This is a genomic window from Croceitalea sp. W27, from assembly GCF_055693185.1.
In genome coordinates this window covers 2,924,898-2,947,837 of sequence record NZ_CM146327.1, presented here as the reverse complement: position 1 = coordinate 2,947,837, position 22,940 = coordinate 2,924,898, and the positions used below count along the sequence as shown (strand labels likewise).

19 protein-coding genes are annotated in these 22,940 nt (G+C 37.9%); all 19 read right to left on the bottom strand.

The genetic code is table 11. The features are described 5' to 3' along the window. The 19 genes from ACZ1GR_RS13330 to ACZ1GR_RS13240 all read right to left on the bottom strand — a co-directional run bounded on the left by ACZ1GR_RS13330 (position 1) and on the right by ACZ1GR_RS13240 (position 22,923). Positions 1-1,236, bottom strand: coding sequence for an ABC transporter permease (locus tag ACZ1GR_RS13330; protein ID WP_377768005.1), 1,236 nt, complete (start codon positions 1,234-1,236; stop codon positions 1-3). Further along, positions 1,226-1,930, bottom strand: coding sequence for an ABC transporter ATP-binding protein (locus ACZ1GR_RS13325; protein ID WP_377768004.1), 705 nt, complete (start codon positions 1,928-1,930; stop codon positions 1,226-1,228). The genes ACZ1GR_RS13330 and ACZ1GR_RS13325 overlap by 11 nt, the downstream gene beginning before the upstream one ends. Before the next feature lie 103 nt (positions 1,931-2,033). Then, positions 2,034-3,146: an efflux RND transporter periplasmic adaptor subunit gene (locus ACZ1GR_RS13320; protein WP_472609431.1), complete on the bottom strand. Its 1,113-nt coding sequence runs from the start codon at positions 3,144-3,146 to the stop codon at positions 2,034-2,036. Between the two features lie 79 nt (positions 3,147-3,225). Continuing rightward, on the bottom strand, positions 3,226-4,485 hold the full coding sequence (locus ACZ1GR_RS13315; protein WP_472609430.1) for an ABC transporter permease: 1,260 nt from the start codon (positions 4,483-4,485) through the stop codon (positions 3,226-3,228). Positions 4,486-4,489: 4 nt separating this feature from the next. Then, positions 4,490-5,740 carry an ABC transporter permease gene (locus tag ACZ1GR_RS13310; protein WP_377768001.1) on the bottom strand — a complete coding sequence of 417 codons (1,251 nt, stop codon included), beginning with the start codon at positions 5,738-5,740 and terminating at the stop codon, positions 4,490-4,492. A gap of 93 nt (positions 5,741-5,833) precedes the next feature. Beyond that, positions 5,834-6,064 (bottom strand): hypothetical protein, encoded by a 231-nt coding sequence (locus ACZ1GR_RS13305; protein WP_377768000.1) that lies wholly within the window; start codon positions 6,062-6,064, stop codon positions 5,834-5,836. Next, positions 6,061-6,594 carry a DUF420 domain-containing protein gene (locus ACZ1GR_RS13300; protein ID WP_472609429.1) on the bottom strand — a complete coding sequence of 178 codons (534 nt, stop codon included), beginning with the start codon at positions 6,592-6,594 and terminating at the stop codon, positions 6,061-6,063. Before ACZ1GR_RS13300 ends, ACZ1GR_RS13305 begins: the two co-directional genes overlap by 4 nt. Beyond that, a complete protein-coding gene (locus ACZ1GR_RS13295; protein WP_472609428.1) occupies positions 6,595-7,338 on the bottom strand; it encodes an SCO family protein in 744 nt (247 codons plus the stop codon). Further along, positions 7,319-7,951, bottom strand: coding sequence for a hypothetical protein (locus ACZ1GR_RS13290; RefSeq protein WP_472609427.1), 633 nt, complete (start codon positions 7,949-7,951; stop codon positions 7,319-7,321). Before ACZ1GR_RS13290 ends, ACZ1GR_RS13295 begins: the two co-directional genes overlap by 20 nt. A 146-nt stretch (positions 7,952-8,097) precedes the next feature. Further along, a complete protein-coding gene (locus ACZ1GR_RS13285) occupies positions 8,098-8,481 on the bottom strand; it encodes a cytochrome C oxidase subunit IV family protein (RefSeq protein ID WP_377767996.1) in 384 nt (127 codons plus the stop codon). 51 nt (positions 8,482-8,532) lie between these two features. Then, the gene (locus ACZ1GR_RS13280) at positions 8,533-9,510 is read right to left on the bottom strand and encodes a cytochrome c oxidase subunit 3 (protein ID WP_377767995.1); all 978 of its coding nucleotides are present in this window, start codon (positions 9,508-9,510) and stop codon (positions 8,533-8,535) included. Positions 9,511-9,602: 92 nt separating this feature from the next. Continuing rightward, on the bottom strand, positions 9,603-10,184 hold the full coding sequence (locus ACZ1GR_RS13275) for a cytochrome c oxidase subunit 3 (RefSeq protein ID WP_377767994.1): 582 nt from the start codon (positions 10,182-10,184) through the stop codon (positions 9,603-9,605). Positions 10,185-10,193: 9 nt separating this feature from the next. Next, the gene (gene cyoE / locus ACZ1GR_RS13270; RefSeq protein WP_472609426.1) at positions 10,194-11,093 is read right to left on the bottom strand and encodes a heme o synthase; all 900 of its coding nucleotides are present in this window, start codon (positions 11,091-11,093) and stop codon (positions 10,194-10,196) included. A gap of 127 nt (positions 11,094-11,220) precedes the next feature. Further along, positions 11,221-11,925, bottom strand: a complete 705-nt coding sequence (locus ACZ1GR_RS13265) for an energy transducer TonB (RefSeq protein ID WP_377767992.1) — start codon at positions 11,923-11,925, stop codon at positions 11,221-11,223. 63 nt (positions 11,926-11,988) lie between these two features. Beyond that, the gene (locus ACZ1GR_RS13260) at positions 11,989-12,384 is read right to left on the bottom strand and encodes a VanZ family protein (RefSeq protein WP_472609425.1); all 396 of its coding nucleotides are present in this window, start codon (positions 12,382-12,384) and stop codon (positions 11,989-11,991) included. Next, entirely contained in the window at positions 12,377-12,757 is a 381-nt protein-coding gene (gene gcvH, locus ACZ1GR_RS13255; protein ID WP_377767990.1) for a glycine cleavage system protein GcvH, read from the bottom strand. The genes ACZ1GR_RS13260 and gcvH overlap by 8 nt, the downstream gene beginning before the upstream one ends. A 92-nt stretch (positions 12,758-12,849) precedes the next feature. Then, entirely contained in the window at positions 12,850-20,013 is a 7,164-nt protein-coding gene (gene sov, locus ACZ1GR_RS13250; protein WP_472609424.1) for a T9SS outer membrane translocon Sov/SprA, read from the bottom strand. A gap of 5 nt (positions 20,014-20,018) precedes the next feature. Further along, complete coding sequence (gene ruvA / locus ACZ1GR_RS13245; RefSeq protein ID WP_472609423.1) at positions 20,019-20,600, bottom strand: Holliday junction branch migration protein RuvA; 582 nt, start codon at positions 20,598-20,600, stop codon at positions 20,019-20,021. 28 nt (positions 20,601-20,628) lie between these two features. Next, positions 20,629-22,923: an NADP-dependent malic enzyme gene (locus ACZ1GR_RS13240; RefSeq protein ID WP_472609422.1), complete on the bottom strand. Its 2,295-nt coding sequence runs from the start codon at positions 22,921-22,923 to the stop codon at positions 20,629-20,631. Positions 22,924-22,940: the final 17 nt, after the last annotated feature.

Here is a 22,940-nt window from a genome sequence, read left to right as displayed (position 1 = left end):
TTACTCGTCTCTTAAAGCTACTATAGGTTTAATTTTGGCCGCTCTTCTTGCGGGAAGATATCCTGCAGCTGCTCCAAAAACTATTAATAGTATGGTTACAAAAATGGCATTAGTGATATTAATCTCTGGGTTGGTAATGAAATAGTCATCTTCCAAAGTTTTACCCCCTATTGACCTCAATACAAAAATCCCAATCAGCAATCCAACAAATCCAGAAATCGTGGTAATAAATATGGCTTCAAAAATAACTCCGTTGGTTACCCTTCTTGGGGTAGCTCCTAAAGCTTTGCGAATACCAATTTCCTTAGTACGTTCTTTTACCATAAACACCATGATGTTGCCAATACCAATCATACCAGAGATGATTACGGCAAAAGCAATTATTGAAATTATGGTCTGCAAAACACCTGCGAATTGCTGGTTCTGTTTAAACTGATCAGCTACGTTTCTTATAAAAATACCATTCGGGTCGCTTGGGCTTATAATCTTTTTATTTCGGATGAATTTATCAAGTTTCCCTTCAAAAGCCATCGCCCCCGCATATCCAATTTCTGGCTTAAAAGCCAATATAATCTGGTCTATTTTATCGTTATTTTTTTCTATAAGCTGTCTTGTAGTATATGGAATATAAATATTGCGTTCTTCGTTATCGCCACCATCATCTTGAAAAACACCGATAACTTTAAAGACACTACCACTAACATCTATAAACTTTCCTATTGATTCCTCTCCTTTAAAAAGGTCTTGTTCTACAAGCCTTCCAATAACGGCATACTTCGTTTTTTGAATAATATCGGTCTCATTCAAATAGCGCCCTTTCATAATTATGGTTTTTTCCGCAAAAAGATGTGCAGGGGCCACTGCTCTTGTAGTATAATTATCAGATTCTTCTTTATACGTCACCGATGCCCCTCTAGATATACGAGGTGTTATGTACTCTAAGAACATAGGGAAATTTTCGGCTATATCTACTAGATCATCGTTTTCGAATTCTATTCTTCTATTCGCTTTATATCCCTTAAAAGGAACTGTTGTTCTACCGGGGAATACAAAAAAGACATTTTGGGCATCATCATTAAAAAACTTTGCAAAGGTGTTTTTTAAACCATTGCCCATTCCGAACAGCACCACATATATAAAAATACCCAACGCCACTGTAAACCCCGTTAAAAAGGTTCGCAGTTTATTCTTGCGAATAGTTTCAAATATTTCTTTCCAAGTATCTCTACTGAACATACTCCGCGGCTCTAACCTGTTTCACTTTTTTATCTTCTACAATAACCCCATCTTTTAGATGTACAATACGTTTGCACATATGGGCAATATCTTCTTCATGGGTAACTACCAATATGGTATTACCCTCATCATTAATTTTTTGAATTAAATCCATCACTTCATACGAAGTAGTACTGTCCAAAGCTCCGGTAGGCTCATCTGCCAAAAGCACCTTAGGTTCGGCCGCCATTGCCCTAGCTATGGCAACACGTTGTTTTTGACCCCCAGAAAGTTCACTCGGCAAGTGTGTTGCCCATTCCCTTAATCCTACTCTTTCTAGATATTGTAGCGCCTTTTCTGTGCGTTCTTTTCGAGCAACCCTTTGATAGTATAAAGGAAGTGCTACATTCTCCATTGCACTCTTGTAATTAATAAGATTGAACGATTGAAAAACAAAGCCTAGAAACTTATTGCGGTATTGAGCAGCTTTGGTTTCACTTAAGTTTTTGATAGGAACATTATCAAGGGTATATTCTCCTTCGTCCGCTTCATCTAGCATTCCAAGAATATTTAGCAAGGTTGATTTTCCAGAACCCGAGGATCCCATGATAGCGACCAATTCGCCATCTTCTACTGAAAAATTGATTCCTTTTAAAACATGAAGGGAATTACTCCCCATTTTATAGGATTTGTGAAGATCTTTAATTTCTATCATGATGATTGGTTTGTTAGCTATACAGAACTTTGCAATCCTGTGTCAATAGGACTTACAAGTTGTAGATTTGTTACAAGAAATATTAAAAAGTTTTGTTAAAAGGTTAGTCGTTCTCCTCTTCAGACTCGATTCCGTTCCAAACCTTAATTTTATCTTCAATTGAAATACCAGATTTGACCTCTACGTTAATACCGTCACTAATACCCAGCTCGATATCTTTGCGCTCAAATTGCTGATTTCCGGTTTCAATTTCCACGAAGGGTTTTTTTGTTTCCTCATCGAACTGTACCAGGGCTTCTTTGATAGCTAAGACGCTATCTACTCTGGCCAAGATAATAGATGCATTGGCACTCAAACCAGCTCTAATAAATGTAGTATCCTGTTTTTTAAGTGTTCCTTTAATTTCAAATTGAATGGCGCCGTTTTCTTCTTTGCCTTTAGGTGCAATATAATCCAATACCGCATTGAAAACTTTATTTTCAATTGCACCCACAGTTATTTCGAGAGGAAGATTCTCTTTAATTTTTCCTACTTCCGATTCATCAACTTTACCCTCAAAAATCATTTTTTCGACATCAGCGATGGCGGCGATCGTAGTACCTTCATTAAAATTGTTACTTTCGATGACCTGATTACCTACTTCTACAGGCACCTCTAACACCATTCCGCTTACAGTAGATTTTATCAATGTATTGGCCGAATTGCCAAAACCACGAGTGGTACCCGTATTCACAATATCAAAACGTTTATTTGCCGCGCTATAGGCCTGTTTTGCTTGATCATAAGTGACTTGCGCCCTATCTAAATCAGCTTGAGAAATTACTCCTTTGTTAAAAATTGAGAGCTGCCGATCATAATTACGCTTTTGGTCGGCTAAGTTGATTTTTGCATCTTCTATAGCATTGCGTGCATCAATCAAAGCATTCAAATTTGGCACAACCTTTATTTTCGCCAACAGATCGCCAGACTTTACATAATCACCACCTTCAACGTACACTTCTTCAATAACACCAGAAATATTTGGTTTGATCAATACCTCCTCTAAAGGCAAAATACTTCCTGTAGCTACCGTTTTCTTTATAATATTTTGTTTTTCTGCCTGTTCCGTCTCATATACAACAGGATCTTCAGCGTTCTTTTGATACAAAAAATACATGGCTCCTCCAAAACCTAGAACAATAATTAAAAGGATGATAATGGTTACTGATTTTTTCATTTTTGATTGATTTATTTATTCGGAATTTACACTCCAAGATTTTCAATTTGAAAATCTCTTAATTAGCTATCTTCTATTTTTATTCTGTTCTTAATGCGTCTATAGGCCTTACTTTTATGGCACTCTGAGCTGGTATAAAGCCAGCAAATAAGCCCGAAACAACTAGTATTATTAAGGCCATTGCAACTACACCAACACTTACATTCGGATTTAAAAACATGTCTACCGGGCCTACACTATCCAAAAGGGCGTTAATACCATAGATAAACAAAGACCCCGTTATAATCCCTGTCATGCCAGAGATTATAGTTAGAAATATAGACTCCATAAGAATCTGTTTTTTTATAGACCATGGTGCTTCACCGAGTGCTCTTCTTATCCCTATTTCCTTCGTCCGCTCCTTAACCACTATTAGCATGATATTACTAATACCTATAACTCCCGAGATTAAAACTAATGTTCCAACGATAATAGCTATCCATCGCATTGCGGAAAAAAGAGTTTCTACCCTATTATACTGTCTAAATAAATCAAAAAAGCCAATAGCCCTTTCATCATCAGGGTGTACCCTTCGACTTTTTTTGACGGTATTTATTATTTTATCCGTCAGGTTACTTATTGATTTTCCATCCTTTGCGGTCAAGGCCATCCACCCCACATTATCGGCTCTGTTAAAAGCCTGGGAAAACGATGTAAATGGAGCATAGATCTGCCGCTCACTATCTTGGTTACCACCATTGCTTGTTTTTTCCTTATAGGTGCCAACCACCATAAAATTTACGCCGCTAATCTTAAGATAAGTACCTAAAACCTCCTCGTCTTCTTTATATAAGTCTTTTCTTATTCCATCTCCAATAACAACCACCTTACGCTTTTCTTTTATGTCGTTATAATTTATAAAGCGTCCTTTGGCGACATACATGGGGTTTTGCAGAATTATTTCAGGATAATCTCCAAAAATTCTGTAGGATCCGGTTTCCGTGCCGTAAACCACATTGTCTACACCGCTTGGCCCTCGTTGGGCATTTCTAGGTGAAATGATTTTGAGCTCGGGGACATTCTGCCGTAATAATTCTACGTCTTCAAGTTTAAAATTGAACCTTCTCCCCTCAGGTAGACCTTGATAAGCCATTGTGGTATTCTGTGTCCACATAAACATCGTATTTGTGGCCACCCCGTTAAAGTCTTGCTTAATGCCATTCTCCAGACCTTTACCTGCTGCAAGAAGTATAATCAAAATAAGAATACCCCAAAAGACACCGAAAGCCGTAAGTATCGTTCTGAACCAATTACTGGTCAGCACTTCAATAATTTCTTTCCAACGATCTTTATTAAACATAATGCTATTCGTCTCTTAATGCTTCAATAGTATGTACTCTAGCTGCATGCCAAGCTGGGAAAAAACCTGCAATTGCACCTGCAACTACCAAAACAATCACCGTTGAAAAGGCAACTGTAAAATTCACCGATGGGTTAACCACATAATCTATTTCTACATTAGGGCCCACTACTTCTAAAATGGCCATGCTAAAAATTAGTCCTGAAAACCCAGAAATAGCAGTAACAAAAACAGATTCTTGTAAAATCATGGCTACAATTCCCCATGGCTTGGCACCTAAAGCTTTTCTGATGCCTATTTCCCTCGTTCGTTCTTTAACTACGATCAACATAATGTTACTTACCCCAACTACCCCGGCAATTATGGTACAGACTCCCACAAACCAGAAGAAAAATTTAATGTTACCTGTGAGTCCATAATAGCGTTTTGCCTCTTCAATAGGGTTCCATACGCGGATTGCCCTATCATCTTCGGGAGAAACTCCATGGTATTCGTTCAGGTAAGTTTTCATTTCTTTAATGAATCTATCTGTATTTGCGACAGTTGCATTGAGCGATCCCTGATCTGGCAATAGATAATTTAAGTTATTGAGCTTATCGCTGCCATTAAAAGCAAGTTGAGCAGTGGTGATAGGAATAAATATTCTTTCCTCTTCTCCCTCATCATCACCGTACTCACCGAAAACACCAACAATTTTAAATCCTGCTCCAGAAATGGTCAAATACTCTCCAAGTGGAGAATCTACATGGGCAAAGACTTCTCTTCTGATCTTATTACTGATAACGGCTACCTTGGCATTATTTTCGACATCTGCCTGGTTTATATATCGTCCTTCTGATAAGTATTCATTTTCAATGGGCTGTAAGTCGCCGGTCGTACCAGCAACATTATAGACCAAGAGGTCATTGTTATAAACCACTTTTACACCCCTAGGAAAGTATAGCACAGAACCACTGTCATATTCATCACCCATTTGATTTTCAATGACATCAAAATTTTCATTTCTTAGCTGAATTCTTCTTCCCGGATTAAGACCTTTATATTCAATTGTAGTTCTATTGGGCCATACCCAGATACTGGTTGCGGCATCACCTTTAAATTCGGCCTCAATACCATTTTGCATGCCTTGCCCAAAACCTAATAAAATAACTAGAATAAAAATACCTGAAGCAACAGATAGACCAGTGAGGAAGGTTCGCAATTTGTTCTTGCGAATAGTGTCAAATATCTCTTGCCATCTCTCGATGTCAAACATTGGGTTGGTTTTTTGATGATTGATGAATACGTTACCGTACCTTAATAAGACTGAAGGTAGCCTTATTTGTTACACTTTTTTGTAAAAAAAATGTTAAACCGCTGTACTTCTGGTTTTTAACTTGCGATAAATAAAGAAAAATAACCCCGCAACCAAGATATAAGGAATGGCCATTAGGTATACAATGCCATTATTAATACCCTCTGCTTGGCTATTATCGGCTTCGCTTTCTAAGGCCGCCCGACACATGGCGCACTGTGCCTCAACCATTTCTGGAAAAAGCATCAAAACCAATATTAATACTATTATTATCTTTTTTTTCATTGGTAGTAAGGTGATATCATCAAATAAACTATTACCCCGGTAACAGCAACATACAACCATATTGGAAAAGTAAATCTTGCCCACTTTTTGTGGGCCACAAAATCTTTAAAAAAGTATGACTTACTGTAAGTGATTAGAACTAATGGTATTATAATTATAGAAAGTGCGATATGTGATATTAAAATAAAAAAATAAAAATACCTGCTTATGCCTTCACCACCGTACGAGGTTGATTCAGATGTCATATGGTATGCCACATACATACCCAAAAAGGCCACCGAAAACAAAATACAGGTGGTCATAAGTTTTTGATGTAATTTTCGATTTCCTTTTTTTATGGCTATAACTGCTGCAATTAGAAATAATGCTGTTAACCCATTAATTGTAGCATAAATAGGTGGTAAAAAACGGAGTGGCTCAGCATTTGGTATTTTATACCCAAAAAGAACAGCCACAACCAAGGGTATGGCTATCGACAAAATAGTTATCCAAACCCTTATTTTTTTCTCATTTACTTTTTGCGTCTTCATTTATTCGGCCAACAATTTTTTAATGTCTTCTTTTAATGATGTGATCTGCTGTACCTCTCCCTCATCATTGACTCCTTGCTTTTCTGTTATGGTACCCCGGTAATAAATAATCGGATTACCAAAACGATCATTTCTCGAACGGATATAACCCTCTTTGTCGACCAAGGCAAATGCGCCAGAGTGCTCAAACCCGCCGGGAGCTTCATTCTCTTCATTCGCCATAATGTAAAAGCCTTTATTGGCCAGATCATAGATTTCGCTCTGTTCACCGGTCATTAAATGCCAATCAGGATTCGAAATCCCATGTTTCAGGGCATACTTCTTTAGAACGGTCGGCGTATCGTACCTTGGGTTTATGGTAAACGATGCTACCCCAAAATCTGCTTCATTCTCAAAGGTTTCCTGTAGCGTCACCAAATTTTGCGTCATGATAGGGCAAATGGTCGGGCAGGTGGTAAAGAAAAACTCGACAACATAAACCTTACCCAGATAATCCTTATTGGAAATCAAAACACTGTCTTGATTTAAAAAAGAAAAGTTGGGGACTTTGCGCTTTTTACCATTATTCATAATATAAGACAAATCGCTTATGGTATTTGCATTTGCCAGCCTATCATTAACCACTACAGAATCACTTTTCAAACGGTCAACAATTCTTGGGATAAAAATTATACCAAATACAAGTATCACTAAAGAGACCCATACATAGGTGTATTTTTTATTATTATTTGCTCCTGTCGGCATTGTTCTTTTTTAAGGCTAGTCTATATTCTGCAAGAATGATTTTTACATCATCCTCCATCTTATTATTCAATTCCGCTACAGATATCGTGTTAAAACCGTACTTCACTTTCTCGTCTTCGTCATCATCTCTTCCTCTCAAGCTCAATTTTTTATCTATAATAAATACATTAGGGCTCCCAAGGTTTTTATCAAGTGACAAATCAGTTTTTAAACCATCAAAAAGGTTCTTTATCTCTTTAGGTTCTACAAATACAAAATTCCATTTTTTCGCATCTGCCAGTTGCCCTAATTCTTCTTTTAGATCTACAACTTCTTTTTCAACCCCGATAGGAGCAACCATTATCATTTGAAAATCATTAAACTCGTGAAAACGTTTGTAAATTTTTTGATTTAGATTAAATAAATTCCCCTTAACGAGATCAACATCGTTACCTACAAAACCCAAAATGGTGATTTTATCTTCAAAAGTATAATCTTTGGATATGGTGGAAATATCAGAGACTTTTTCCGTTAGTACCGGTAACCTTCCAAAGTTATTGACTCCTGAAGCAAAAAAGAGATACGCCACTAACGGGAGTATAAACAACACTACTAAAACAAAGACTTTTTTCATAAAACAGCGAATCGAATTATTTTATGTTTTCACAAAATAAATTCAATAAAAATAAGCAGATACCAAAACAAGTTTGGCATAAACAAAAATAAAAAAGACGGTTTTAAAAACCGTCTTTTTAACTATACTTTATCTAGTTCAGCATACTAAAAATCCCAAGCCATAAAGCCATTCTTGAATACATCATAAATATACGTTGCTTCAAAAAGCAATATGGTAATTAAATACACTACCAAGAATATCGGCGTCCAAACAATAGCTCTTCTTAAAGAACTTTTTTCATCTCTAAGGTGCATAAAATCCCAAGCGATATAATACGCTTTTACTAAAGTTAGAATTATGAAAATCCAGTTTAGCAATTTCATTTCCAAGAAAGAAGTCTTGATTAAAAATTCAGGCTTTATGATACCTAAAACAACTTCAATCGTAGTTACCAGCGTTAGAAAAGCCAAAACACCCCAAATCTTCTGAGTGTTCGATTTAAACTTCCAAAGACCTCTAAAAATTTCTAATTTATGTTCGTGCGCCATATCGCGTAAGCTTTATTATAAGTTCCTATTTCTGAAGGATTGACAATTAAATTATACCAAATAAAAGAATGTAAATACAAATACCCACACTAAATCTACAAAGTGCCAGTACAACCCAACTTTTTCAACCATCTCATAGTGCCCTCTCTTTTCGTAGGTACCAAGAATTACATTAAAAAAGATAATGATATTGATAACTACACCCGAAAAAACATGGAAACCGTGAAAACCAGTTATGAAAAAGAAAAAGTCTGCAAACAAACGACTACCATATTCATTTCTAACAAGATTTGCACCCTCAACAACACGCACGGCGTCGGTAAGTTTTAAAAGAGACTCTTCTCTATTTAAAAGTGTCTTCTCACCCTCTTCATTAATCTTCTCAGTTCTTATTAGGATATTCGGATTGGCTTTAAACCCGGTAATTACCTCATTCAACGAAAGCGAAGTCAAAGATGCCTCATCAGCATTAAACCACACACCTTTATCTCTTGTATTGGCCACTCTATCTTCTTCTAAGATAACTGCAAAGTCGGCAATAGCAGCACGTTCACCGGTATCGGCTTTTACAAATTGCAATACGCGACCACCTTTGGTTTCTAAAGCTCCAAAATCGCCTTTGATAAAGGTTGCCCATTCCCAAGCCTGAGAACCAACGAAAATAGCACCCCCAATAATGGTCAAAAACATATATATGATAACCTTCTTCTGCTTCATATGGTGACCAGCGTCAACAGCCAAAACCATTGTCACAGATGACATAATTAAAATAAACGTCATAAAGGCCACATAGATCATCGGATAGTTGCCATGAAAAAACGGAACGTGGGTGAATACCTCATCGGCTATGGGCCAAGTCTCAATAAATTTAAATCTTGAAAATCCATAAGCTACCAAGAAACCCGAAAAGGTCAATGCATCGGAAACGATGAAAAACCACATCATCATTTTACCATAACTAGCTCCTAGGGGTTTGTTACCACCTCCCCAAACGTTTTCTTCAGTACCGGTCGTTGCCGTTGTATCCATAAAAAAGTCGTTTTAATAAAACTTTAGCAAATTTACATCTTTTGCGCTATTGGAAAAAGATATTCTGGGTTGAAAACTTTTTCAAAAGCGATTTATTTTACAAAAAACATAAATACGATTAAATAGACCCATAAAATATCTAGAAAATGCCAAAATGTTGCTCCTAATTCTAGCCCCAACATATTTTCTGGCGTATATTTTTTTCTTAACTGTTGGGTTATCACCACTAATAATGAAATTAGTCCTGCAACTACATGCAATATGTGCACAAATGCGATAAGAAACACATATGACATTTTTATATTACTTGTAGGCCCCGTGAAATAGTAACCGCTCTCTAACATCTGAGAAAACCCAACGAATTGAAGCACTATAAAACTTATTCCTAAAACCAGTGTAATCAACAAAAAGTTGGTCACTTGTTTTTGATAGTTCTTTTTTGCGGCTCTTTTTGCCAGAATATAGGTGATACTGCTAATAATTATCAATACCGTGCTGATAAAGAAAGCCTGCGGTAGTTCTATATTATCTAACCAATCTTCACGCTTACTACTTACTATGTATGCACTGGTCCAGCCGGCAAAGGCCATAACCAGACTAATAATGCCAAACCAGAGCATCATTTTTTTTGACCTCTCATGCTTTTCTTTAGCCGTACCTTGTGTTAAATCCATACCTAAACCTTAAATAAATTTATCAATTACGTATACAATCTGCATTAATGTAATATAGCTGACGCTTGCCAACATTAAACTTCTGGCAGTTTTGTTATCCCTTTTTTCATATAACTTAAAGGCAAAAATGAGCATTACAACACCCATTACTAATACAATTACTGCCGCTGGGATAGAAAGATGGAGCCTACCCGTGAACCCAAATACCGGCATGATGGAAATTACTATCATCCAAATCGTATATAAAATAATTTGTAATACCGTACCCGTATCTTTTTTGCCAGTAGGCAACATTTTAAATCCTCCTTTTTTGTAATCCTCGTCTAACATCCAACCTAGTGCCCAAAAATGGGGAAACTGCCAGAAAAACTGAATCATAAACAGCGTGCCCGGTTCTATACCAAAATCATCGGTTGCCGCTACCCAACCCAACATAAATGGAATTGCCCCAGGTATTGCACCAACAAAGACCGCCAACGGTGTTTTCGTTTTAAGCGGCGTATAAACGCTGGTATATAAAAAGATGGAAATTGCACCGAACATTGCCGTTTTAGGGCTAAGAATATAAAGCGCTACAATGCCCAAAACAGTGAGTATTACTGCCGTTGTCATAGCGCTAGATACTGACATTCTTCCTGAAGGAATAGGTCTATTCTGCGTTCGCTTCATCAACGCATCCAAATCTCGCTCTATCACTTGATTAAAGGCGTTAGAGGCACCTACCATACAATACCCCCCAAAGGCCAAAAGCAAAATAGCGGACCATTGTAACTCATATGCCCCTAGAAAGTATCCTGCTATTGAGGAGAAGACAACACTTACAGCCAATCGAACCTTTGTGATTTCTTTAAAATCAGAAAGAACTGAGGAAAAACCAGAATTGATAAGAGTGCCTGTAGCAGACTTCATTCGCAAACGCTATTGGCCTGCAAAGATACTGCCGAGCATGTTCTTTTGCAACGAATTGGCTGGATTTATAGCAATAAAAAAGGCTCGGAAAACCGAGCCTTTTTTTATGTATTGAAAGCATATCCGCTTACTGCAATTTAAAGTTTATAGGAATACTAAATGGCACTTTTACCGCCCTACCCCTTTGCTTACCAGGAGTCATTTTAGGAAGTTTTTTAATAATACGCAACGCTTCAGCCTCCAAATTTTTATCCGGACCACGCATTCTGATATTACCGATACTACCGTCTTTCTGAATAACAAAAACTACACTAACACGACCTTGCACACCCATTTCTTGAGCAATTTCAGGGTAACGGAAATTTTTACGTATGTGCTTGTTCATTTGCTCTTGAAAACACGCCTTTTTATTACTTGCCTTTTCGCAACCGGGAAAAACAGGTACATCTTCAATAACCGCAAAAGGAACCGAAATGTCTTCATCTACCTCTTCCATCTCAACATCCTCAACTTCCATTACTTCTTCTTCTTGGCTGGTCTCAGTAGATTCTATAACCGTTTCTTCTACCTCTTCTTCATCTTCTACAACCTCGATTACCTCTGGAGCGGCTGGCGGTGGCGGTGGTGGAGGCGTTTTAATCTGCTCCGTCATCGGCACCTCTTCATCTAACTGATCTTCTACATTAAGGCTAATATCATAACCACCATCATCGTCATAGTTCTTATACTCTAAAGCTCCATAAACCAATGCCATAACTGCAGCTAGTCCTATAACGAAATAAAGACTGCTATTTCTACCTACATCAGCTTTTGGATTCTTTTTTGGTTCCATATTAATTTGATTTAGTGTTTGCTAATTTAAATATTAATTCGATAAAATGGCAATTATAATGAGTCATTTTAACTTCTCACTGAGTGAAAAGTACTTTTTAATGAGTAAACAGCCAAAAATTGCACCACCAACATTGGCTAATACATCTGAAATTTCTGCTGCCCTACCAAAAGGCATCATATATTGCAATGCTTCAATTAGCAGCCCATAAACAATAGCTGCCATTACTATTTTAGTTAATGCTTGCCGCTCGTTAAAAACATCTTTGGCACGTTCCTTCAAAAAAAGATACCCCAATACCACAAAACCTAGGTGAAAGATAAAATGGGTGATTTTATCTATATGAGGTATTCTAATGCCACTCTCATTATCAAAACCTGAGAAAGAAAATAAGCTGAGTGATGTTATTAACACCACCCAGCTTAAAAACAAAGTTGTAAATAAATGCTTTTTATGCACCTACCAATTCTTTATAATCGGCATCACTTAACAATTCGGCCACTTGGGAAGAATCACTAATCTTAATCTTAATCATCCAACCATCACCATAAGGGTCAGAATTCACTTTTTCTGGCTCATCTTCCAAAGACTCATTAAATTCTATAATTTCACCTGTAAGCGGCAAAAACAAATCAGAAACTGTCTTTACGGCCTCTACCGTGCCAAAAACCTCATCTTTATCTAGAGTTTCATCTAAAGTCTCTACTTCTACATAAACAATGTCACCAAGTTCTCCTTGGGCAAAGTCGGTAATACCAACAGTTGCAACATCACCATCAATCTTAACCCATTCGTGGTCTTTTGTGTACTTTAATTCGGAAGGAATATTCATTTGAATGCTATTTTGATATGCAAACAAATGTATAAGAATAAATACGAGTTTTCAAAAGAAATCTCAACTAGATCATAGCTACTAAAAACAAGTTAGTTGCCGAAGTTGTATCTAAGTGTAAATCCTGTATTTATGGTAGTTTGTGGGAAAGCCGTGGAAACCGCGAACTTAGAGAAAGAATGATCATAAAAGAACAAGGCGTTCAAGTTCTTGCTTAGCGCATAGTCAGCCGTAAACTTTATGGACCATAAATTTTGACCCGAGGTGATTTGATTATTATCAATATCCAAATTCCTGATAATTGTAATATTATCACGAAGTGATAAATCTGCCTTTAAATTTAAATCACCTTTCAGACGTGTTTTCTGCCCCCCTATATTTGTGACAAATTTCACATCTTTGAAACGATAGCCTAGACCAACAGTGTATTCTTTCCCATTTATTTCAGTTAATAGATTATTGTCAAAACTTAACGACAAGGTTCTATCAGTTCTCACCTCGGCCAAAACACTCAGCGAATTTTTCATTTCAAAATCGACACGCATCAATGGACTAAACTCATCGGTCAATATCACGTTATTAATGATATTTTCGGGTAAGAAATCTCCGGTTTCAGTATCTATTGCCCCGTTTTGTCGCTCTAAATTTGTTTGAAAAGAATTGATGCTATAAGCAGCCCTATAGCCATGACTCAATGAAAAGCGTTTGAATTTTTTCTTGAAGCTTTTGAGCTTCATTAGTCCAGTATATTTTATATTCCAATTCGGAATTGGTATCTGCCTAAAAGCGTCTAGGTTTACCCTATTTACATCTTGCCCTGTATATGCCGCAAAAAATGCAGGAAGTAAAACTTCTTGCTGTGTTTTTCCGTACCGTTCTGGAAATCCTTCTGCATCCACGTTACCCGTATTCTGGTTTCTATCAGACACCAGTCTGTTGGCAACAGTAATTCTATTCGCTTTAAACTCTTCAAAAGTCTCGGAATCAAACTCATCACTTTTACCAAATGCAGTACCGATCATCATGGTAGAAATACTAAAATTACCGAAGTTATTACCCAACAAATTTTCATATTCAAACTGCCCGGAGCCCAAATCATTCACCTGAAAGTTCTCTTGATAATTTGTTGTTAAACGTCTATCAGCGGTCAAGTCAATTGTTAAATCTTGGGTCGGTTGGGCCGTTGCAACAATACTTAATTGTTTGTTCGTGTTTTCTAGATACTGCGAATTGAACTCTGGAAAGGTAGTTAACCACCCGTTTCTAGCTGCCTCAAAACGGACATCTCTTTGACTGCCAAAAACAAAACCTAAAGACGGTCTTCTTGTACCAATAAAACCAATGGATTGCGTATAACCGGGCAGCACTTTACCATTATTTTCACTGTAGTTGACATTGATACGTTTTACCATAGTCAAGATATCTACAAGCGTGTTGAAACCTTTGCCCGATTTCTTTTTGGGTTTTTCATCTTGTGCTTTCGTAGATGGATTACCGGCTTTATCAGTTCTTGCCAATGGATTGGCCCTAGCAGGTGCTATTTTACCATCCCTCTTTTTTAAACCGATCATATCGTAAAAACCTTGCATTTGCATGTTCATGATCAGGTTATGGGTATTGGCATTTTGAACCGTATTAATATCTTCACCGGCCACTTCATTTAAAGCATCACCACCGCGTTGCCAATCGAAATTACTAGTATATGAATATTCAGAATCTATAAAACTTAAAAACGGAATCTTATCAAAAGGTAATTTATAGTTTACCTGCATTTGTTGCGAATGCCTGTTCGGTTCTCCTATATCGAAGAAACCATCCCATAAATCCAAATCTTGGTTAATGCCCGAGTCTGAATCTTCATCGATATTAAAATAGTTACGAACTATATTGTTATTCGAAGCGGTCAAATTCACCCGTAGCGATTTTGTCAAACTATAGTTTAAAGCATACTGCCAATTAAAAAGGTAATTGCGTTGTTGTAATAAAGGCAGGTCTAATGCATCTACACCAGGCTCTAGAACATCTCTAAAACGCTGCTGATTAAAAGACCGGTTATAATTTGCATTAACCGATACACTTGTTGGCAGTAAATTAAGATTTAGTTCTTTTAACCATTGCCAGTATTTACCTGTAAAGAGTGAATCTTTTTTTGCAAAAGGTGCTACCGGTGCCGGTTTAAAATTATGATTGTACACAAAGCCCGTAGTCACGTTTTGATCTTGCAAATCGGCAACTTCAAAATCGCGATGATTTGTTTCGTTATACGAATAGTTAAAGGTAAAGTTTTCAATATCATAGAAATTCTCTTCGGCCTCTTCTCCTCTATTTTTTCGAACACCAATTAAATTGATACTCGTTCTTTTTGTATAATCTTCGGCCTGTTCAAGAATAGTTTCTGCCTCTTCTTGGGTTTGGGCGGCTGCAATTCTATCATCTAACTTTAAATCATCGTAAACAGGATCAAATTCGGGTGTGATTAGGGTTTCAGATATCCCATAGTTAAAAGGTATTTGAAGTCCCCATTTTTTAGGGAAAAGTTGCCCTACATTTACATTGGTAACGACATCATACGACATGGCGTCTTCACGAGCCCTTTCATTGGGCATTTGATCTATGGAACCAAAACCAGAAGTACTGGTACTACCAGTTGCAGTTACATTTGCAAAATCGGCCATATTCGCATCAATAGCCGCTACTGCTGCCCATCCGCCATTATTATCCAATCCGGCTAAACGCAGTTCGTTGAACCATACTTCACCTCTTGCAGGCAAATCATCATCATTTTTTACCCCAATCATCATACCTCGTATACTTCCCAAAGAAGGGTTTCCACGAATACCAATTCTGTTTCTACCTAAAGTTCTAGGTGCGAATTCACTAACCGGAACCACTTCTCCATCTACAACTTCATAATAGTTAATATCATTTAAGGTTCCATTGGATATGCCAAGAGATTTTACTTTGTTCAAATCAGACAAAGCAATATTAAGCTCATTCACTTCTGGCCAGACCGCTTCAGCCGTTCCTGAACCAAAAGGAGTAAACTGTAAGGGCAATTCTATCTGATAAAAATTCTCTGAAAAGTCGGTTCCAATTCTTAGAAACCCTACTAATGGAGTATCGTCATTAGAATAATCGCTATCCACTATTTTTTCAGCATGCATAAACATTTTAATACGCTCATACTGTCGTACATCTATGTTTACATTTTTAAAAACACCTCTCGAATCTTCAGATTCTAAATTTTCGACCACAAAAGATAACGACTGTTCATTTTGATTGATAATCGTGTTGTTATTGTTCAATTGCTCACGAACAACGTCTGGAGGCAATACATAAGGGATTGGGGTACGCTGCTCATTTTCCTCAATATTTACCGCGTTTACATCTGTAATCGTACCATCGTCGCCAGGTATATCATCAACACCTGGTTGCAAGGTGTTGGTATAACTACGCCAATCTCCTCTTACCAAATCTAAGGTTGCAAAACGAAGCACCACATCATCGGTAAAACCGGTTAGGTACATTCTCATAAAACTTATGGAACGAAAATCGGTAATTCCGCCTACTGCATTTGTAAAATCGCTTAAAGGAATTTTATATTGAATCCATCTTCTATTTAACTGGGTATTATTAGGAAGTTCAGGAGTTACTCCTTCTCTGATATCCGTAACGTATTGATCATTAATGGTTGTATTAGGTCTAATCTGAATACGATATTCATAATAGCTATTTACAGTGTTCATTGTTAAATCACGATCAATATCCTCTACATCGGGTAAAGTTGTTGAGCCTCTATTGGTATTGGTCACTGCAACGGGAGAATTACCATCAGGGTTATTAAAATCGATATATCTTTCAAGTATACCACCTTCTCTATTTAAATAATACTGAAAATCATCTAAAGCCGGATCTTCTGCCGGACCATTATATATAGCCGCTTCTTCTGCATTGGCCAAACCATCATATCCTAAATCTTGTAAGCTTCGATTCGTCTCGTCAGCATCAAAAGCATAGACTAATGATTGCGTTGCTGGCACCTCACCCCAAGATGTTGGGGCGACCAAATCGTTGCTACCTACACCTGGTAACCCATTCTCGTACTGTTTTTTACCATCCTTAAGAATATCTTCTGAAATGTTACCCAAATTCAACACCAATTCACCGGCATTCGTATTTGGGGTGATACCATCAACGTAAGGATCTAAAACCCAAAATTGAACGAATTCTACATTCGACTGCTCAAAATTGGTACTGCTCAAAGAACGCATTAAGCCACCCCATTTTTCATTAGGTTGCTCTATTTCAAAGCTTGGGTTTGCATTGTAAGGGCCCTTTTGGTTTGGATAATAGGCTATATCCAATGTTCCCTGTACTGTTGTCTGACCCTGCGCAATATTTACCTGAGGAAATACCTCATCAATGAAAACCCTACGTGTAGGGTTTAAAGAAATATCATTATCCGTAACCCCGGCCGGGCGTTGATTGGTATAAAAAATAGGATCAATAGTGTACCAAGCCATTTTAGCTCTACCATAACCATTTAATAAGTTGTTAGGGTCTTCAGGAGTACTTCCTTCCAACTGTCCACCAGGTGCAAACTCCAATGGTGGACTCGCTAATGACCAGCCAAGTGAAGAACGAATATCAATTAAAGCTTGTGCACCCTCAAAATCATCTAAATATGTAGTGGTTTCCCCCTGAAAATCGGCATTCTTGGGTGAGTTAGGCTGTAAAACCGCCACTTCTCCCCTAATCGACAGATTAGACGGAACATCAGTATCGATATTCGGAAGTTTATTAGCCAGTCGCGTCAGAAAGGGAACTTCTGTACTAAAATTACCATTAAGACCAAATATCGTATTGTTTACTGGCTCTACTCCAAAATTGGACTTTTGGGTCAATGGTCGTTCATTAAGATTCAAAAGCGTTCCGCCCAAGACAAAGTTTTCGTTAAACTTGTGCTCTACATTAATGCCTGTAAAACGCCTTGTCTGTTGCCCAAAAACAGCGTTGTTTTCAACTGAAATATTTATCGGTGTATTCGACGCTTCTAAACTTGGGTCTAACAATTGTACCGTACCGGCCTGATAATTTACCGTATAATCAATACCCTCCTGCAATTGCCGTCCACCGGCGGTAACCCTTACAGAACCTCTTGGAACATTGAATGCGCCGATAGGAATTCCATTATTCCCTTGTGATTTATAGCGTCCTTTTAGTTGAAACCTGTTCTTTTCAGCATCTTGCAATGAAGCTGCCTTAGTTTTCGCATACATGTTTCGAAATACGTAGCGCTGTTGATTCACATTATACCCTTGATCATTTTCAACATCATATGTACCCCCGCCTAATTGTTCAAATAAGAATTCTCCAAACGGCTCTACTTTGGTAAAGATGATACGACCACTTTGGGTATCTACTGTAATACCCGGAACGTAATCAAAGAAACCGTCACCCCCTGCCTGAACGTCATTGTAGATATTTAGTCTGTCGAGATTGAAAATATTGATCAGTATTCTATCTTCAAAACCAGCGGGCCAACCAGCATTAGGGTCTACCGGAGTGATATAGTTTCTTGGTGTAGGATCAGAATATAGAATGTTAAGCTTAAAGTCTTCTTGACTTAGTTGAAAAGCCCCTGTAGCGTAGATGTTTTTCATCATCAAATCCCATATTGGGTCGTCTACATTGGTAATATTACTTTTTAACAGCTTTAATATTAGCGTATTGTTTTCTATTATAGGATTTACACCTCCGGAAACTGTAGTAGCATCTATACCGCCATTGGCAAACTCACCTACTTGAAAAACCTGCCCATTAAAAGTATATTGAAAGGCCACCCCGATCACCTCATCATTGCTCAAGCGTTGATTTAACGAGATATATCCTAACTGTTGATTAAACTGATAATCTCTTCCTTGCTCCAGTTTTCTGGCGTTCTCAAGTATGGCATAATCAAACCCTTGGTTGACCACATATCCAGGAACATTAAATCCTGCATCTACAGTTGCAATATCACGAATCGAATTGGTCAAAGCGCCTCCACCAGCTCCAATCAATTCAGGGTCAAAATCATTTGCATTGTTCTGTGGGAGACCATTCGCGGAAGAGGCATTAAAAAAACCCGCAGGAGCTCCACCTTGGTTTCCTATTCTGGTTTGTTCCGACACTGCCTCTCCTAAATCTTGGATAGCGACTACATTTCTTACGTTTAACGTTTGCTGGTTTCTATTGGTTACCCAAACTTCTAATCGTGTAATCTGAACCTGACTTTGGATAAATGGATAGTTCGCAAGGGCACTATCATAATTATCACGAAAGTATTGTGCCAAGAAAAAGTGCTTGTCTTCGTCATAGTCTAAAGCTGTTAGGGCAAACTCATTTAGTGTTCCCCCACCTTGAGCAACTACCGTATTGTTCTGTGAGCGTTGTTCTGAGAAAACTGCTGTTACCGTAGTTCTACCAAATTGTAATTGTGTCTTAACGCCGAATAAACTTTGTGCCCCGGTAATCAAAGAACTGTTCAGAGGCATGTTTACATTACCGATCTCTATCTTTTGAAGTATATCGTCTTCCGTTGGGGTATAATCAAGTTTGACTAGATTTTGAAAATCGAAAGTAGCCTCAGTATCATAATTAGCTGAAACCTGAAGTCGTTCACCAACCTTACCGAGCATACTCAAACTAATACGTTGATCAAAATCAAACGAAAGGTTTGTTCGGTTTCTAGGGGATAATGCAGGATTATCATTCTTCTGCCATATCACACCTAAATCCATCGCCACAGAACCTTGGGGAATTACCTCGATTGTATTTCCACCAAAGATGGACTCAAAAAAGTTGTTGTTCACGTAAAAATTAGGGAGTAGGTTTTTACGTGCTTCTTCAGAACCTTCTTTTCTGCCCGTAAAAGCGTCTATTTTCTCCTTAAAATAAGACTTCATCGATTCTTTACGGACCAATTCAAAATACTGCTCTGGAGTTAAGAATAACGGGTAGTTGATATTGTATTCGCCAATAGTTTCTTTATACACATAACGATCAATTTTTTCATCGTAGGTATATTTAGAAACTATGCTATCAGGATTTTCTAGGACTAGTTTACCTATTTCAAATCCAGTTTTTACAGAATCCGTTGCCTGTTCGTTGGTATCTTGTGCCATCGCAGTAGTAGCGACACCAAGAAACACAATGCAAAAGAAAAACTGCCTAAATCTTTTAGATTTAAGAAATGATTTTACCCCTATCTTCAAACTACTTACAAATTTTTAAGCGCGGACTTAATAATGCCCTCAACGCTCAGCGAGGAATCTTGAGAAAGTATTCTTTCCACAACTTTTTCAGATTGTCTTCTTGTGTAACCAAGAACCTCTAATGCAGATAACGCTTCTTCTTTCGTTGTATTGTTCGATTGTAGTGAAACTTCATCAATATCGTAGACTTTTAAAATCTTGTCTTTAAGATCTAAAATAACGCGCTGTGCTGTCTTGGCTCCAATCCCCTTTATTCCTTGAATTGTAGCTACATCACCACTTGCGATTGCATCCCTAACTTGAGTAGGGTTCAAGGAAGATAACATCGTTCTGGCAGTGCTGGCTCCAATACCCGAAACCGAAAGTAATAATCTAAAAATTTCGCGCTCTGCTTTATCCGAAAAGCCAAATAGTGTATGGGAATCTTCTTTTACTTGAAGATGCGTATAAAGTGTAATATTTTCATCACTTGGTAATAATGAAAATGTATGTAAAGAAATATTCAAAAAATAACCTACTCCATTGCATTCAACTACAACGTAAGTTGGGTTTTTCTCTACTAATTTTCCTTTAAGGTGATGTATCATTTTATAAAAGTGAATTTTATATACTAGCCTATTTACCCATTTTGGCCTTCTTGCGTTTCTCACGCTCTTGGGCGTCAATAACCGCAACCGCAGCCATATTTACCATTTCATCGACACTAGCCCCAAGCTGTAAGATATGCACAGATTTTTTTAATCCAATCATGATGGGACCAATAGAATCGGAATTGTTCAACCCTTTCAATAACTTATAGGTAATGTTCGCAGCATCAAGATTCGGAAAGATTAAGGTATTTACCTTTCTACCTGCCAGTTTCGAAAATGGAAAATTATTATGACATAGGTCTTGGCTAAGTGCAAAGTCTGTCTGTATCTCGCCATCTACTACTAAATCAGGATTTTTTTCATGCAGAATTTTCACAGCATCCCTAACTTTTTGGGCTCCTTTATGATTTGAAGAACCAAAATTCGTATATGATAACATGGCCACTACCGGATCAAAACCAAATGTAGAAGCCACGTTTGCCGTCATTTGGGCAATTTCTGCCAATTCTTCTGCATTCGGATCAATATTGATAGACGTGTCTGCCAAAAACATTGGACCTCTTTCTGTTATCATAATATTTACCGTAGATGCTTTGGTTACACCATTGGCCCTTCCTAAAACTTCAAAAACGGGCTTCAATACTTTTGGATATGCTCTTGAGTAACCTGAAATCATACCATCGGCATCGCCTTCGACTAGCATCATAGCACCAAAATAGTTGCGTTTGCCCATGTTGACCTTTGCACTATATCGGGTTTCTCCCTTACGTTTACGAAGTTGCCAAAGCTTATCGGCATACATGGTTCTGACCGTTTTTGACTCTTCTGATCTTGGGTCGATTATGGTAACATCGGCATCAAACTCCAGCTCTTTTTTATGTTTATTGATGATATCCTTATCACCTAGAAGAATAGGTATGGCAATGCCTTCTTCATGAACTATTTGCGCAGCTTTCAAAACGTCGAGTAACTCAGCTTCTGCAAAAACAATCCTTTTCGGATTCACCTTAGCCCTATTATGAAGCATACGAACCGTTTTGTTATCATTGCCCGAACGAAGCATCAGTTCTTCTTCATACTTATCCCAATCTGTTATAGGTGCTTTTGCAACCCCACTCTCCATTGCTGCTTTTGCCACCGCAGGAGGAATTTTTGCTATTAACCTTGGATCAAATGGTTTTGGAATTATATAGTTCTTACCAAAAGTAAGTCTCGTCGCATCGTAAGTAATATTCACCTGCTCAGGTACTGGTTCTTTGGTAAGTTCGGCCAAAGCCCTAACCGCAGCCATCTTCATTGCCTCATTTATTTTGGTAGCTCTTACATCTAAAGCCCCACGAAAAATAAAGGGAAAGCCCAAAACATTATTTACCTGATTCGGATGGTCTGAACGCCCCGTCGCCATTAAAATATCATCTCGGGTACTACATGCCAAATCATATTCAATTTCTGGGTCAGGATTTGCCATTGCGAAAACAATAGGGTTCTTGGCCATAGACTTTAACATCTCTGGAGAAACAATATTCGCCATAGACAGACCGATAAAAACATCGGCATCTACCATGGCTTCTTCCAAGGTAGAAATATTTCTATCGGAGGCAAACTCTTCCTTTTGAGAAGAAAGGTTACCTCTATCTTTTCTAATAACACCTTTACTGTCGAGCATTACAATATTCTCGGCCCGAGCACCAAAAGCCTTGTAGAGTCTTGTACAAGAAATTGCCGCGGCCCCCGCGCCACTGACCACAATTCGCACATCTTCCATTTTCTTTTCGGTAAGCTCAAGAGCATTCAATAATGCAGCAGCAGATATGATCGCCGTACCGTGCTGATCATCATGCATTACGGGAATGTCGAGCTCTTCTTTTAATCTTCGTTCAATTTCAAAGGCTTCCGGAGCCTTTATATCCTCTAGATTTATACCTCCAAAAGTCGGCGCTATAATCTTTACCGTTTCAACAAATTTATCTACATCTTCGGTATCGAGTTCTATATCGATACCATCGATATCAGCAAAAATTTTAAAGAGCAAACTTTTACCTTCCATTACGGGTTTTGAGGCCTCAGGGCCAATATTCCCTAAACCTAGAACAGCAGTACCGTTAGATATGACCGCCACCACATTGCCCTTGGCAGTGTATTTATAAACATCTTCCTTGTTTTTGCTAATTTCCAAACATGGTTCTGCCACCCCTGGTGAATAGGCCAGTGCTAAATCTCGTTGTGTTGCGTATGGTTTCGTGGGAACAACTTTAATCTTACCAGGCTGTGGTTTTGCATGATAAACTAAAGCTTCTCGGCGTTGTTTCTCTTTACTCATTTCATATACTGATAAGA

Excerpts from the sequence above, each read along its gene's own strand:
- gcvH (WP_377767990.1), bottom strand. The coding sequence starts at position 12,757 with ATGAATATTCCTTCCGAATTAAAGTACACAAAAGACCACGAATGGGTT.
- ACZ1GR_RS13305 (WP_377768000.1), bottom strand. The coding sequence starts at position 6,064 with ATGAAAAAAAAGATAATAATAGTATTAATATTGGTTTTGATGCTTTTT.
- cyoE (WP_472609426.1), bottom strand. The coding sequence starts at position 11,093 with ATGAAGTCTGCTACAGGCACTCTTATCAATTCTGGTTTTTCCTCAGTT.
- ACZ1GR_RS13325 (WP_377768004.1), bottom strand. The coding sequence starts at position 1,930 with ATGATAGAAATTAAAGATCTTCACAAATCCTATAAAATGGGGAGTAAT.
- ACZ1GR_RS13280 (WP_377767995.1), bottom strand. The coding sequence starts at position 9,510 with ATGGATACAACGGCAACGACCGGTACTGAAGAAAACGTTTGGGGAGGT.
- ACZ1GR_RS13300 (WP_472609429.1), bottom strand. The coding sequence starts at position 6,594 with ATGAAGACGCAAAAAGTAAATGAGAAAAAAATAAGGGTTTGGATAACT.
- ACZ1GR_RS13290 (WP_472609427.1), bottom strand. The coding sequence starts at position 7,951 with ATGAAAAAAGTCTTTGTTTTAGTAGTGTTGTTTATACTCCCGTTAGTG.
- ACZ1GR_RS13330 (WP_377768005.1), bottom strand. The coding sequence starts at position 1,236 with ATGTTCAGTAGAGATACTTGGAAAGAAATATTTGAAACTATTCGCAAG.
- ACZ1GR_RS13315 (WP_472609430.1), bottom strand. The coding sequence starts at position 4,485 with ATGTTTAATAAAGATCGTTGGAAAGAAATTATTGAAGTGCTGACCAGT.
- ruvA (WP_472609423.1), bottom strand. The coding sequence starts at position 20,600 with ATGATACATCACCTTAAAGGAAAATTAGTAGAGAAAAACCCAACTTAC.
- ACZ1GR_RS13275 (WP_377767994.1), bottom strand. The coding sequence starts at position 10,184 with ATGGATTTAACACAAGGTACGGCTAAAGAAAAGCATGAGAGGTCAAAA.
- ACZ1GR_RS13320 (WP_472609431.1), bottom strand. The coding sequence starts at position 3,146 with ATGAAAAAATCAGTAACCATTATCATCCTTTTAATTATTGTTCTAGGT.
- ACZ1GR_RS13310 (WP_377768001.1), bottom strand. The coding sequence starts at position 5,740 with ATGTTTGACATCGAGAGATGGCAAGAGATATTTGACACTATTCGCAAG.
- ACZ1GR_RS13265 (WP_377767992.1), bottom strand. The coding sequence starts at position 11,925 with ATGGAACCAAAAAAGAATCCAAAAGCTGATGTAGGTAGAAATAGCAGT.
- ACZ1GR_RS13240 (WP_472609422.1), bottom strand. The coding sequence starts at position 22,923 with ATGAGTAAAGAGAAACAACGCCGAGAAGCTTTAGTTTATCATGCAAAA.
- ACZ1GR_RS13285 (WP_377767996.1), bottom strand. The coding sequence starts at position 8,481 with ATGGCGCACGAACATAAATTAGAAATTTTTAGAGGTCTTTGGAAGTTT.
- ACZ1GR_RS13295 (WP_472609428.1), bottom strand. The coding sequence starts at position 7,338 with ATGCCGACAGGAGCAAATAATAATAAAAAATACACCTATGTATGGGTC.